Annotated in this window: 11 protein-coding genes; 10 read left to right on the top strand and 1 reads right to left on the bottom strand. The window is 70.1% G+C overall.

What is annotated here, in order from left to right; all coding sequences use genetic code 11:
• Nucleotides 1–314: 314 nt before the first annotated feature.
• The 3 genes from ACF1BE_RS03180 (at nucleotide 315) to clpX (ending at nucleotide 3113) form a co-directional block, all read left to right on the top strand.
• Nucleotides 315–920: an ATP-dependent Clp protease proteolytic subunit gene (locus ACF1BE_RS03180; protein ID WP_392197404.1), complete on the top strand. Its 606-nt coding sequence runs from the start codon at nucleotides 315–317 to the stop codon at nucleotides 918–920.
• Between the two features lie 69 nt (nucleotides 921–989).
• Complete coding sequence (locus tag ACF1BE_RS03175; protein WP_361996756.1) at nucleotides 990–1655, top strand: ATP-dependent Clp protease proteolytic subunit; 666 nt, start codon at nucleotides 990–992, stop codon at nucleotides 1653–1655.
• Nucleotides 1656–1826: 171 nt separating this feature from the next.
• Nucleotides 1827–3113, top strand: a complete 1287-nt coding sequence (clpX, locus tag ACF1BE_RS03170; RefSeq protein WP_121788813.1) for an ATP-dependent Clp protease ATP-binding subunit ClpX — start codon at nucleotides 1827–1829, stop codon at nucleotides 3111–3113.
• 64 nt (nucleotides 3114–3177) lie between these two features.
• On the opposite strand, the gene ACF1BE_RS03165 is transcribed toward clpX, so the two are convergent.
• Nucleotides 3178–4161, bottom strand: coding sequence for a hypothetical protein (locus ACF1BE_RS03165; protein WP_392197230.1), 984 nt, complete (start codon nucleotides 4159–4161; stop codon nucleotides 3178–3180).
• Nucleotides 4162–4297: 136 nt separating this feature from the next.
• Between ACF1BE_RS03165 and ACF1BE_RS03160 the strand changes: the two genes are divergently transcribed.
• From ACF1BE_RS03160 to mreD, 7 genes are all read left to right on the top strand, one after another.
• The gene (locus tag ACF1BE_RS03160; RefSeq protein ID WP_392197229.1) at nucleotides 4298–6922 is read left to right on the top strand and encodes a valine--tRNA ligase; all 2625 of its coding nucleotides are present in this window, start codon (nucleotides 4298–4300) and stop codon (nucleotides 6920–6922) included.
• Nucleotides 6923–7100: 178 nt separating this feature from the next.
• The gene (locus ACF1BE_RS03155) at nucleotides 7101–8615 is read left to right on the top strand and encodes a bifunctional folylpolyglutamate synthase/dihydrofolate synthase (protein ID WP_392197228.1); all 1515 of its coding nucleotides are present in this window, start codon (nucleotides 7101–7103) and stop codon (nucleotides 8613–8615) included.
• Nucleotides 8616–8622: 7 nt separating this feature from the next.
• The gene (locus ACF1BE_RS03150) at nucleotides 8623–8985 is read left to right on the top strand and encodes a DUF4233 domain-containing protein (RefSeq protein ID WP_392197227.1); all 363 of its coding nucleotides are present in this window, start codon (nucleotides 8623–8625) and stop codon (nucleotides 8983–8985) included.
• A gap of 65 nt (nucleotides 8986–9050) precedes the next feature.
• Entirely contained in the window at nucleotides 9051–9464 is a 414-nt protein-coding gene (gene ndk, locus ACF1BE_RS03145; protein ID WP_356816305.1) for a nucleoside-diphosphate kinase, read from the top strand.
• 221 nt (nucleotides 9465–9685) lie between these two features.
• A complete protein-coding gene (locus ACF1BE_RS03140) occupies nucleotides 9686–10705 on the top strand; it encodes a rod shape-determining protein (protein ID WP_031158632.1) in 1020 nt (339 codons plus the stop codon).
• A gap of 165 nt (nucleotides 10706–10870) precedes the next feature.
• Nucleotides 10871–11809: a rod shape-determining protein MreC gene (gene mreC / locus ACF1BE_RS03135; RefSeq protein WP_392197226.1), complete on the top strand. Its 939-nt coding sequence runs from the start codon at nucleotides 10871–10873 to the stop codon at nucleotides 11807–11809.
• Nucleotides 11810–11821: 12 nt separating this feature from the next.
• A complete protein-coding gene (gene mreD / locus ACF1BE_RS03130; RefSeq protein WP_392197225.1) occupies nucleotides 11822–12499 on the top strand; it encodes a rod shape-determining protein MreD in 678 nt (225 codons plus the stop codon).
• The last annotated feature ends 161 nt before the right edge of the window (nucleotides 12500–12660 follow it).

The following is a 12660-nucleotide window of genomic DNA, read 5'->3' as shown; positions in this document are numbered from 1 at the left end:
GCGCCTCTGACGCACGCACGACGGGCCCCGGGGACCTTCCCCGGGGCCCGTCGGCGTACCGGGACGGCCGCCCGGCCCGCGTGCCCCGGTGACGGCCACGCCACGCCCGGGAACCGCACCGGTGCCCGGGTGGAGCCTCTACGCCCCCGGCGAACACCCCCATCTCCGGGATTCCCCGGGGGGACCTGAGCGTTAGGGTCCATGAATACGGGGGCAGGGGAGTCTCCTGAAGCCCCCCGCCAAGCCTCCGGCAGGACGACGTGAGACGGCCCGGCGCCGTCGTAAGACGAGCAGGTGGATACGTGACGAATCTGATGCCCTCCGCCGCCGGCGAGCCTTCCTTCGGTGGTGGCCTCGGCGACCAGGTCTACAACCGGCTGCTCAACGAGCGGATCGTCTTCCTCGGCCAGCAGGTCGACGACGACATCGCCAACAAGATCACCGCACAGCTGCTGCTCCTGGCTGCCGACCCGGACAAGGACATCTACCTCTACATCAACAGCCCCGGTGGCTCGGTGACGGCCGGCATGGCTATCTACGACACCATGCAGTACATCCCGAACGACGTGGTCACGATCGCGATGGGCATGGCGGCCTCGATGGGCCAGTTCCTGCTCACCGGCGGCGCCGCGGGCAAGCGCTTCGCGCTGCCCCACGCCGACATCATGATGCACCAGGGCTCCGCGGGCCTCGGCGGTACGGTCTCCGACATCAAGATCCAGGCCGAGTACCTGCTGCGCACCAAGCGGCGCATGGCCGAGCTGACCGCGCGCCACTCGGGCCAGTCGGTCGAGGCGATCATCCGCGACGGCGACCGCGACCGCTGGTTCACCCCGGAAGAAGCCAAGGAGTACGGTCTCATCGACGAGATCATCACGCACGCCTCGGGTGTTCCGGGAGGCGGCGGCACCGGTGCCTGACCGGCTCGGCCACGCCACGCACCGCCTAGACCCCAGCCCCCAGAACGCCACCAGGACGGTGAACACCCCATGAGCAACTTCCCCGGCGCCGCCAACGGCATGTACGAAGGGCCCCGCCCCGACAACCGCTACGTCATCCCGCGTTTCGTCGAGCGCACCTCCCAGGGCATCCGCGAGTACGACCCGTACGCGAAGCTCTTCGAGGAGCGCGTGATCTTCCTGGGCGTCCAGATCGACGACGCCTCGGCCAACGACGTCATGGCACAGCTGCTGTGCCTGGAGTCGATGGACCCGGACCGGGACATCTCCATCTACATCAACAGCCCCGGCGGCGACATGACCGCCCTCACGGCGATCTACGACACGATGCAGTTCGTGAAGCCGGACATCCAGACGGTCTGCATGGGCCAGGCGGCCTCCGCCGCGGCCATCCTGCTCGCCGCCGGTACGCCCGGCAAGCGCATGGCGCTGCCGAACTCCCGCGTGCTGATCCACCAGCCCGCCGGCTCCACCGGCCGCGGCCAGCTCTCCGACCTGGAGATCATCGCCAACGAGTTCACCCGGATGCGTGAGCAGCTGGAGGACATGCTGGCCAAGCACACCAGCCGGCCGATCGAGAAGATCCGCGAGGACATCGAGCGCGACAAGATCCTCACGGCCGAGGAGGCGCTGGAGTACGGCCTCGTCGACCAGATCATCTCCACCCGCAAGCTGAACAACAGCGCCGTCCGCTGAGGCGGAACACGGCACTCTGAGCCCCTCTTGGCACGGTGCACGTCAAAGTGAACCCTGCCAAGGGGGGCCCGAACACCCGGCCCGGCAAGGTACCGTCGGGCATAAGGCAGCACCAGGAGTCGCTGGACTCGTAAGCGTCCAGGCGGCTCCCAGGCGAAGGGGAAGCACACCGTGGCACGCATCGGTGACGGCGGCGATCTGCTCAAGTGCTCGTTCTGCGGCAAGAGCCAGAAGCAGGTCAAGAAGCTCATCGCAGGGCCCGGTGTGTACATCTGCGACGAGTGCATCGATCTCTGTAACGAGATCATCGAGGAGGAACTCGCGGAGACCAGCGAGGTGCGCTGGGAGGAGCTGCCCAAGCCCCGCGAGATCTACGAGTTCCTCGAGGGCTACGTGGTCGGTCAGGAGGCCGCCAAGAAAGCCCTCTCCGTCGCGGTGTACAACCACTACAAGCGGGTCCAGGCGGGCGAGAACGGCGGCGGGAGCGGCCGGGACGACGCCATCGAGCTGGCGAAGTCCAACATCCTCCTGCTGGGCCCCACGGGCTCGGGCAAGACCCTCCTCGCGCAGACCCTGGCGCGCATGCTGAACGTCCCCTTCGCGATCGCCGACGCGACGGCGCTGACCGAGGCGGGCTACGTCGGCGAGGACGTCGAGAACATCCTGCTGAAGCTGATCCAGGCGGCGGACTACGACGTCAAGAAGGCCGAGACCGGGATCATCTACATCGACGAGATCGACAAGGTCGCCCGCAAGAGCGAGAACCCGTCGATCACCCGCGACGTGTCCGGCGAGGGCGTGCAGCAGGCCCTGCTGAAGATCCTGGAGGGCACCACGGCCTCCGTTCCGCCGCAGGGCGGCCGCAAGCATCCCCACCAGGAGTTCATCCAGATCGACACGACGAACGTCCTGTTCATCGTGGGCGGTGCCTTCGCGGGCCTGGAGAAGATCATCGAGTCCCGGGCCGGCGCCAAGGGCATCGGCTTCGGCGCGACGATCCTGTCCAAGCGCGAGCTGGAGGCCAAGGACGTCTTCGAGGACATCATGCCGGAGGACCTGGTCAAGTTCGGCATGATCCCCGAGTTCATCGGCCGCCTTCCCGTGATCACCAGCGTCCACAACCTGGACCGCGAGGCGCTCCTGAAGATCCTGGTGGAGCCCCGCAACGCGCTCGTCAAGCAGTACCAGCGACTCTTCGAACTCGACGGCGTGGAGCTGGACTTCGAGCGTGAGGCGCTGGAGGCCATCGCCGACCAGGCCATCCTCCGCCAGACCGGCGCCCGCGGGCTGCGCGCCATCATGGAGGAGGTCCTCCAGGGCGTGATGTACGAGGTCCCGTCCCGCAAGGACGTCGCCCGCGTCGTCATCACCGCCGACGTGGTCCTCTCCAACGTCAACCCGACCCTCATCCCGCGCGACGCCCGGGGCCGGGGTCCGGGGGAGCAGAAGACGGCGTGACCGCACCCGCGCGAAGGGGCCCCGGCCGACCGGCCGGGGCCCCTTCGCGTGTCCTGCGGCGGCGTCAGGCCTTGACGCGGACCTCGTTGCGGAACCGGGCCGCCAGCTCGGCGTCGGCCGCCGGGTCGCCGCTCCGGCCGGACGCGAGGGTGGCGATGTCCATCGGCATGACCATGCCGAGCGTGCTCTTGTCGCCCCAGATGCAGACGTCGAACGTCATCTCCTTGGGGCCCCCGGACGAGCTGCTGGGGTTCTGGCCCTTGATCTGCTGGCACTTGAGGACCGCCCCCTTCAGCGAGGCGGGCTTGTACTGCTTCGGCTCTCCCACCAGGCCGACGCCGTCGGCGCTGTCCTTGCTGCTTTCCTTCTTCATGTAGGCGAACATCGCGTCGACGGCCTTCTCGGGATCGTCGATCGAGCCGTACACCCCGCCGAACTTGATCTGCTTCTTGCTCAGCGGGTTGTCCGGGTCGCCGGACTCGTAGTCGGCGGTGACGTCCTTGGGGTCGTGCACACCCCACTTCTCGGCGTCCTCGAGGTCGCTCGCCGTCATGCTGTCCGACTGGCTCTTGGCCTTCTTGTACTCGCTCAGCACCGTCGGCGGAGTCGTCAGCTTGTGCGGACCGTCGTCCGCCACGCCGCTGTCGCCGCTGCTGCCGCCGAGCGCGAAGTACGCGCCCACCGCCACCGCGGCCACCACGGCCACCGCGCCGATGATCAGCCCCGTCTTCTTCTTCCCCCCGCCCGGCTGCGGCGCCTGCGGTATGCCGTACTGGGGGTGCTGGCCGTACGCGGCGGGCTGCTGCGGAGCGCCCTGCTGCGGGTGGCCGTAGCCCGGCTGCGAGGCCGGAGGGGCCTGCTGGGGGTAGCCGTAGCCCGGCTGCGGGGCCGGAGGGGTCTGCTGAGGGTAGCCGTAGCCGGGCTGCGGAGCCTGCGGCTGCTGGCCGTAGGGGCCCGGCTGGCCGTACGGCCCAGGCTGCCCCGGCTGGCCGTACGGGCCCGGCTGCTGGGGCTGCTGGCCGTACGGGCCCGGCTGGTCGTTGCTCATTGCTAGGTTCCCCTCCAGAAGCTTATGTGTTCACGACATCCTGGCCCAGGCCCGGAAAACCCAAGGCACCGGGGGCCGCACCGTTACAGAACAAACGCGTTTCGGGACGGCCCCGTGACACCCCTAAACTGAGCCCGTGACCGAGAACGCTCAGCAGCAGCCACCCGCGCCCGACTCCGAACTGCCGACCCAGTACGCGCCGGCCGATGTAGAGGGGCCGCTGTACGAGCGCTGGGTGGAGCGGGGTTACTTCGAGGCCGACGCGAAGAGCGAGAAGCCGCCGTACACCGTCGTCATCCCGCCGCCGAACGTCACGGGCAGCCTGCACCTCGGGCACGCCTTCGAGCACACCCTCATCGACGCCCTCACCCGCCGTAAGCGCATGCAGGGCTACGAGACGCTGTGGCAGCCCGGCATGGACCACGCCGGCATCGCCACACAGAACGTCGTCGAGCGGGAGCTGGGCAAGGAGGGCAAGTCCCGTCATGACCTCGGCCGGGAGGCGTTCGTCGAGCGCGTCTGGCAGTGGAAGGCCGAGTCCGGTGGCCAGATCAGTGGGCAGATGCGCCGCCTCGGTGACGGCGTCGCATGGTCCCGTGAGCGCTTCACCATGGACGAGGGCCTCTCCCAGGCCGTCCAGACCATCTTCAAGAAGCTCTACGACGACGAGCTGATCTACCGTGCCGAGCGCATCATCAACTGGTGTCCGCGCTGCCTGACGGCCATCTCGGACATCGAGGTGGAGTACCAGGACGACGACGGCGAGCTGGTCTCCATCACGTACGGCGAGGGTGACGAGACGCTCGTCGTCGCCACCACCCGCGCCGAGACGATGCTCGGTGACACGGCCGTCGCCGTCCACCCCGACGACGAGCGGTACCGGCACCTGGTCGGCAGGAGCATCAGGCTGCCGCTGACCGAGCGCTCCATCCCGGTCGTCGCCGACGCGCACGTCGACCCCGAGTTCGGCACGGGCGCCGTCAAGGTCACCCCTGCCCACGACCCGAACGACTTCGAGATCGGCCAGCGGCACGGCCTGCCGTCCATCGCCGTGATGGACGAGCACGCCGTCATCACCGCGCACGGGCCCTTCCAGGGCCTGGACCGGCTGGAGGCCCGTTCGGCCATCGTCGCCGCCCTGCGTGCCGAGGGCCGGATCGTCGCCGAGAAGCGGCCGTACGTCCACTCCGTCGGCCACTGCTCCCGCTGCAAGACCACCATCGAGCCGCGCCTGTCCATGCAGTGGTGGGTCAAGGTCGGTCCGCTCGCGAAGGCGGCGGGCGACGCCGTCCGGGACGGCCGCGTCAAGATCCATCCGCAGGAGATGGAGAAGCGGTACTTCGACTGGGTCGACAACCTCCACGACTGGTGCATCTCGCGCCAGCTGTGGTGGGGGCACCGGATCCCGGTCTGGTACGGCCCGGACGGCGAGGTCGTCTGCGTCGGCCCCGACGACGAGCCGCCCACCGGCGAGGGCTGGCACCAGGACACCGATGTCCTGGACACCTGGTTCTCCTCCGGCCTGTGGCCGTTCTCGACCCTCGGCTGGCCGGAACAGACCGAGTCGCTCGCGAAGTTCTACCCGAACTCCGTCCTGGTCACCGGCTACGACATCCTCTTCTTCTGGGTCGCCCGGATGATGATGTTCGGCCTGTACGCGATGGACGGCACCCCGCCGTTCCACACCATCGCCCTGCACGGCATGGTCCGCGACCAGTTCGGCAAGAAGATGTCGAAGTCCTTCGGCAACGCGGTCAACCCGCTGGACTGGATGGACAAGTACGGCTCCGACGCCCTGCGCTTCACGCTCGCCCGCGGCGCCAACCCCGGCGTCGACGTCCCGATCGGTGAGGACTGGGTCCAGGGATCCCGGAACTTCGCCAACAAGATCTGGAACGCCACCCGCTTCGCGCTGATGAACGGGGCGACGGTCCAGGGCCCGCTGCCGGAGCCGTCGGCGATGTCGGCGACGGATCGCTGGATCCTGTCCCGGCTGAACTCGGTGGTCGCCGAAGTCGACGCCCACTACGAGGACTTCCAGTTCGCGAAGCTCTCCGACGCCCTCTTCCACTTCGCCTGGGACGAGGTCTTCGACTGGTACGTCGAGCTGTCCAAGATCGTCTTCCAGGCGGGCGGCGAGCCGGCCGAGGTCAGCAAGCGCGTCCTGGGCGAGGTCCTGGACGTCACGCTCAGGCTCCTGCACCCGGTGGTCCCGTTCGTCACCGACACCCTCTGGACCACCCTCACCGGCGGCGAGTCGGTCGTGATCGCCGAGTGGCCCGCGGACTCGGGCTTCCGGGACCAGGCCGCCGAGCGCGAGATCGAGACCCTCCAGTCCGTCATCACCGAGGTCCGCCGCTTCCGCGCCGACCAGGGCCTCCAGCCCGGCCAGCGGGTCCCGGCCCGGCTGACGCTCGACGGTACGGCCCTCGCCCCGCACGAGGCCGCCATCCGCCAGCTGCTCCGCCTCCAGCCGGAGGGCGACGCCTTCACGGCCACGGCGACCCTCCCGGTCGCCGGCGCCGAGGTCGCCCTCGACCTCTCCGGCACGATCGACGTCGCCGCGGAGCGCAAGCGCCTCGCGAAGGACCTCGCCGCCGCCGAGAAGGAGAAGGCCCAGGCGAACGCCAAGCTCGGCAACGAGGCGTTCCTCGCCAAGGCCCCGGAGAACGTGGTGGACAAGATCCGCACCCGCCTCGCCAAGGCGGAGGAGGACATCACCCGCATCCGGTCCCAGCTGGACAGGCTGCCGGAGGCGTAGAGGCTCGTACGGTCACGAAGGCCCCGGTGCGCGTGGGACGAGGCGCCGGGGCCTTCGCCGACCTCACGGGCGCGGGGGACGGCGCGACCGGGCACCAGGGCCCGCCCGCACCCGGCCGGCGGACGAGCCACTCCGCACCGGCGCCACGAAGCCCCCGTCCGCTCCGTAGACTGGCACCGTGAGCGACCACCCCGGCACCAGTGACACCCCCGACCCCCTCGACGCCTTCGAGGAGCTGATCGCGGAAGAGACCGACCGTGACCCCGACCTCGCGGTGATCGAGGCCGGCAGCCGTACCCTGCGCACGCAGGGCGGCTCGGCGCAGGCCGACGTACCCGGGCGCCCGGAGGACCCGGAGGTCGCCAAGGCCCTGCGCGAGGTCGAGGCGGAGCTGGCCACCCGCTGGGGCGAGACCAAGCTGGAGCCCTCGGTCGCCAGGATCGCCGCGCTGATGGACCTGCTGGGCGAGCCGCAGCGGGCGTACCCCTCGATCCACATCACGGGCACCAACGGCAAGACCTCCACCGCCCGCATGATCGAGGCGCTGCTCGGCGCCTTCGAGCTGCGCACCGGCCGCTACACCAGCCCGCACGTGCAGTCGGTCACCGAGCGGATCAGCCTGGACGGCGCCCCGGTCTCCGCCGAGCGGTTCGTCGAGACGTACCAGGACATCAGGCCCTACGTGGAGATGGTCGACTCCGCGCAGGAGTACCGGCTGTCCTTCTTCGAGGTCCTGACCGGCATGGCGTACGCCGCCTTCGCCGACGCGCCCGTCGACGTCGCCGTGGTCGAGGTCGGCATGGGTGGCTCCTGGGACGCGACGAACGTGATCGACGGCGACGTCGCCGTCATCACCCCGATCGACCTGGACCACACCGACCGCCTCGGCGAGACGCCCGCGGAGATCGCCGTCGAGAAGAGCGGCATCGTCAAGCAGGGCGCGACCGTCATCCTGGCCCAGCAGCCGGTGGACGCGGCGCAGGTGCTGCTGAAGAAGGCCGTCGAGGTGGACGCCACGGTCGCCCGTGAGGGGCTGGAGTTCGGGATCGTCGCCCGGCAGGTCGCCGTGGGCGGCCAGCTGGTCACGCTGCGCGGCCTCGGCGGCGAGTACCCCGAGGTGTACCTCCCGCTGCACGGCGCCCACCAGGCGCACAACGCGTCCGTCGCGCTCGCCGCCGTCGAGGCGTTCTTCGGCGTCGGCGCGCAGCGCGCCGAGCCGCTGGACGTCGACACCGTGCGCAAGGCGTTCGCGGCGGTGTCCTCTCCGGGCCGGCTGGAGGTCGTACGGCGCTCCCCGACGGTCGTGCTGGACGCCGCGCACAACCCGGCGGGCGCCGAGGCCGCCGCGGAGGCGGTGCGTGAGGCGTTCGACTTCAGCCGGCTGATCGGGGTCGTCGGCGCGAGCGGCGACAAGAACGTGCGGGGGCTGCTGGAGGCCTTCGAGCCGATCTTCGCCGAGGTCGTCGTCACGCAGAACTCCAGCCACCGGGCCATGGACGCGGACGAGCTGGCCGCGATCGCCGTCGAGGTGTTCGGCGACGAGCGGGTCCAGGTCGAGCCGCGGCTGCCGGACGCCCTGGAGGCCGCGATCACGCTGGCCGAGGAGGAGGGCGAGTTCTCGGGCGGCGGTGTGCTGGTCACCGGTTCCGTCATCACGGTCGGCGAGGCCCGGCTGCTGCTGGGGAAGGGCTGAGGATCCCATGCGTACGCTCTGTGCATCGACGCTGATCGGCGAGTTCTTCGTCATCGGCTTCGCCGGGCTCGTCGCCATGAAGGACCCGGACCTGTCCATGACGACGGTGTGGCTGGTCAGCGGCATCGCCATGCTGCTGTGCGTGCTGCTGTGCGGCATGGTCACCCGGCCCGGCGGGGTGGCCCTCGGCTGGGCCCTCCAGATCGCCCTGATCGTCTCCGGTGTCTTCGTCCCGACCATGTATTTCATGGGCGCGGTCTTCGCGGGCCTGTGGTGGGCATCGGTGCACTTCGGGAGAAAGGTGGACGAGGCGAAGGCCCGTTTCGCGGCTGAGGCCGAGTCCGCCTCCTCCCCGGCTGACGCTGCGTGACGGGCGGGCGGACACGCCCTGTAACCTCGTCCCACCGCACCCGTCCGCCGCGTAAGGAGCCCTTCGTGAGCCAGCGCACCCTTGTCCTCCTCAAGCCCGACGCCGTCCGTCGAGGCCTGACCGGCGAGATCATCAGCCGTATCGAGCGCAAGGCCGGCTGGCAGATCACCGCGCTGGAGCTGCGCACCCTGGACCAGGACACGCTGGAGCAGCACTACGGCGAGCACAAGGGCAAGCCGTTCTACGAGCCGCTGGTGGAGTTCATGTCCTCCGGTCCGGTCGTCGCCCTGATCGTCGAGGGCGAGCGGGTCATCGAGGGCGTGCGGCAGCTGGCCGGCCCGACCGACCCGATCGCCGCCGCGCCCGGTTCGATCCGCGGTGACTTCGGCGTGATCGTCCGCGAGAACCTGATCCACGCCTCCGACTCCGAGGAGTCCGCCGAGCGCGAGGTGAAGATCTTCTTCCCGGGCCGCGCGTAACACCCGCGGGCCGGTACCGGCGATCGAGGGAACGAGCATCCCCGAACGCCCCTCTCCACAAGCGAGGGGGCACGCCATCTGGTGACAATGGCGGAGACCCTCGCGCAGTGTTCGTGCAGGCGCGTTTACGATGGAAGCCTTCACGTCACAGCACCCGCCTCGCCGTCCTGACATGCCCTCAAAAGCTCAGGAAGGCCAGATGAATCCGGATGGGGAACTCAATGTCGTTCATCGGCCGTGACATGGCTGTCGACCTCGGGACCGCCAACACGCTGGTGTACGTCAGGGGTCGCGGGATCGTACTGAACGAGCCGTCCGTCGTGGCGATCAACACCAACACGGGCGGGATCCTCGCGGTCGGTGCCGAAGCGAAGAAGATGATCGGCCGGACGCCGGGCAACATCGTGGCCGTCCGCCCGCTGAAGGACGGCGTCATCGCCGACTTCGAGATCACCGAGCGGATGCTCCGCTACTTCATCCTGAAGATCCACAAGCGGCGGTACCTGGCCCGGCCGCGGGTCGTCGTCTGTGTGCCCTCGGGCATCACGGGCGTCGAGCGCCGCGCGGTGATCGAGGCGTCGTCCCAGGCCGGCGCCCGCCAGGTGCACATCATCGAGGAGCCCATGGCCGCCGCCATCGGCTCGGGCCTGCCGGTCCACGAGGCCACCGGCAACATGGTGGTGGACATCGGCGGCGGCACCACGGAGGTCGCCGTCATCTCGCTCGGCGGCATCGTCACCGCCCAGTCCATCCGCGTTGCCGGTGACGAGCTGGACAACGCGATCATCCAGTACATCAAGAAGGAGTACAGCCTCCTGCTGGGTGAGCGGACGGCGGAACAGATCAAGATCACGATCGGTTCGGCGTACGACCTCGACGCCGACGAGCACACCGAGGTCCGCGGCCGGGACCTGGTGTCCGGGCTGCCGAAGACCGTCGTCATCTCGGCCGCCGAGGTCCGCAAGGCGATCGAGGAGCCGGTCAACGCGATCGTCGACGCGGTCAAGACGACCCTCGACAAGTGCCCGCCGGAGCTGTCCGGCGACATCATGGACCGGGGAATCGTCCTGACCGGCGGCGGCGCGCTGCTGCGCGGGCTGGACGAGCGGCTGCGGCGCGAGACCGGCATGCCGATCCACATCGCCGAGGACCCGCTGGACAGCGTGGCGCTCGGCTCCGGCAAGTGCGTCGAGGAGTTCGAGGCACTCCAGCAGGTCCTGGACGCCCAGCCGCGCAGATGACGCGACTTTTCCGGTCCGCCGTACGAGACGTTCTCCTCTCGTGCGGCGGATCGTTGACATAGAGGCATAAGCTCCCACGAATGGGCCTCCCGGGCCGACGCCGCGCCACGCGCGTTCTCCAGGAGCCCCCGCATTCCTACTTGAGGAAGGGCACGGCCGCCGCACGTGAGGGACACGAAAGAGAGCCGGCTGCTCCTGGTCCTGCTGGTCGCCATCGCGTTCGCGCTGATCACGGTGGACATCCGCGGGGGCCGCAACTCCCCGGTCGACGGCGCCCGGCAGGTCGCCGCCACGGTGTTCGGGCCGGTCGAGAACGGGCTGTCCTCCGCGGTCGACCCGGTCGGCAACGCCGTCTCCGCGATCCGGCACTCCGGCAGCCGGCACGACCGGCTCGCCGCGCTGGAGAAGGAGAACGCGGCCCTCAAGGCGAAGCTCGGCAGCGACGACCGCAACCGCAGCCGCCTGAGGCAGCTCGACAGCCTGCTGAAGACCGCCGGCGAGGGGGAGTACGGCGTCAAGGGCGCCCAGGTCATCGCCATAGGCTCGGCCCAGGGCTTCTCCTGGACCATCACCATCGACGCCGGCGCCGACGACGGCATCAAACGCGACATGACCGTCCTCAACGGCGACGGCCTGGTCGGCCGGGTCACCACCGTCGGGCCCAGCACCTCCACCGTGCTGCTCGCCAACGACCCCGACTTCACCGTCGGCACCCGCATGGAGGGCAACGACGAACTCGGCTTCGCCTCCGGGCAGGGCGACCGCCCGCTGCGCGTGGAACTGCTCAACGGCAAGGCGGAGGTGAAGAAGGGCGACCGGCTCGTCACCTTCGGCTCGCAGGCCGACAAGCCGTTCGTGCCGGGCGTCCCGGTCGGCGTCGTCTCCCGTGTCGACCCCTCCGGCGGCGGCCTCACCCGCACGCTCTACGTCACCCCGTACGTGAGCTTCACCAAGCTCGACGTCGTCGGTGTGGTCGTGTCGGCCCCGCGGAAGGACCCGCGGGACACCGTGCTCCCGGCCAAGTCCCAGCCCCACCCGACGCCGACGGTGACCGTCACGGTCACCCCGTCCGCCGGCGCTCCCACCGACGACCAGCAGCAGTAGGAGCTGAATCCCATGCGTTTCAACCGGATCCTGCTCTCCGGCGCACTGGTCGTCGTGGCCCTGGTGATCCAGGTGAGCGTCCTGGCCCGGCTGCACCTGCCGGGCGCCGTGCCCGACCTGTTGCTGCTCACCGTCCTCGGCCTGGCGATGGTGTACGGCCATGTCGGCGGCGCCCTCGTCGGTTTCGGTGCCGGCCTGCTCGCCGACCTGGCCCCGCCCGCCGACCACGCGGCGGGCCGCTACGCGCTCGTGCTCTGCGTCACCGGCTACGCCGCCGGGCTCATCAGGCCGGAGAACGGCCGGCTGAAGTCGGCGACCGGCCCGATGGCCGTCGTGGTCGCCGCCGCCGTCGGCTCCACCCTGCTGTACGCCGGGGTGGGCGCCCTGGTCGGCGACACCGCCGCCCGCCATGTCGGCCTGCCCGGGCTGCTGTTCTCGGCCGCCCTGTACGACCTGCTGCTCGCCCCGTTCGTGGTCCCCGGGGTGATGTGGCTGGCCCGCCGCGCCGACAACGACCCGCTCACCGAGACCGGCCCCGCGGCCATGGCCGGTGACATCTCCTCAGGCTGGCTGTCCTCCGGAACCGGGCTGCGCGTCGGCAGCCGGCGCGGCGGAGTCGGCGCCCTGAAGGCCAAGGCCCGCACGCGGTCCGCCCGGGTCGGCCGCATCAAGGGGGTCAAGCGGCTGTGACCGCCTCGAAGTTCACCCGAACGGGTCGGCTCGCGCGGAACGCGGGCGCACCGGCCGGCCGTTCATCATGCGTACACCCGCAGCCGGTTCGCACAGACGTGCCGCGCACCCGCGTGCCGCGCCCCGCGCCCGGGGCTCACACGTCCGCACACTCCGCACAC

It is taken from the genome of Streptomyces sp. NPDC014991 (genome assembly GCF_043080665.1).
In the GTDB taxonomy this organism is placed as follows: domain Bacteria; phylum Actinomycetota; class Actinomycetes; order Streptomycetales; family Streptomycetaceae; genus Streptomyces.
Note: the sequence above shows the minus strand (reverse complement) of the source record. Positions and strands in the feature narration are given on the sequence as shown.

Coding starts and splice junctions, on each gene's coding strand:
- ACF1BE_RS03180 (WP_392197404.1), top strand. CDS start 315: ATGCCCTCCGCCGCCGGCGAGCCTTCCTTCGGTGGTGGCCTCGGCGAC.
- ACF1BE_RS03150 (WP_392197227.1), top strand. CDS start 8,623: ATGCGTACGCTCTGTGCATCGACGCTGATCGGCGAGTTCTTCGTCATC.
- ACF1BE_RS03175 (WP_361996756.1), top strand. CDS start 990: ATGAGCAACTTCCCCGGCGCCGCCAACGGCATGTACGAAGGGCCCCGC.
- mreD (WP_392197225.1), top strand. CDS start 11,822: ATGCGTTTCAACCGGATCCTGCTCTCCGGCGCACTGGTCGTCGTGGCC.
- ACF1BE_RS03140 (WP_031158632.1), top strand. CDS start 9,686: ATGTCGTTCATCGGCCGTGACATGGCTGTCGACCTCGGGACCGCCAAC.
- ACF1BE_RS03165 (WP_392197230.1), bottom strand. CDS start 4,161: ATGAGCAACGACCAGCCGGGCCCGTACGGCCAGCAGCCCCAGCAGCCG.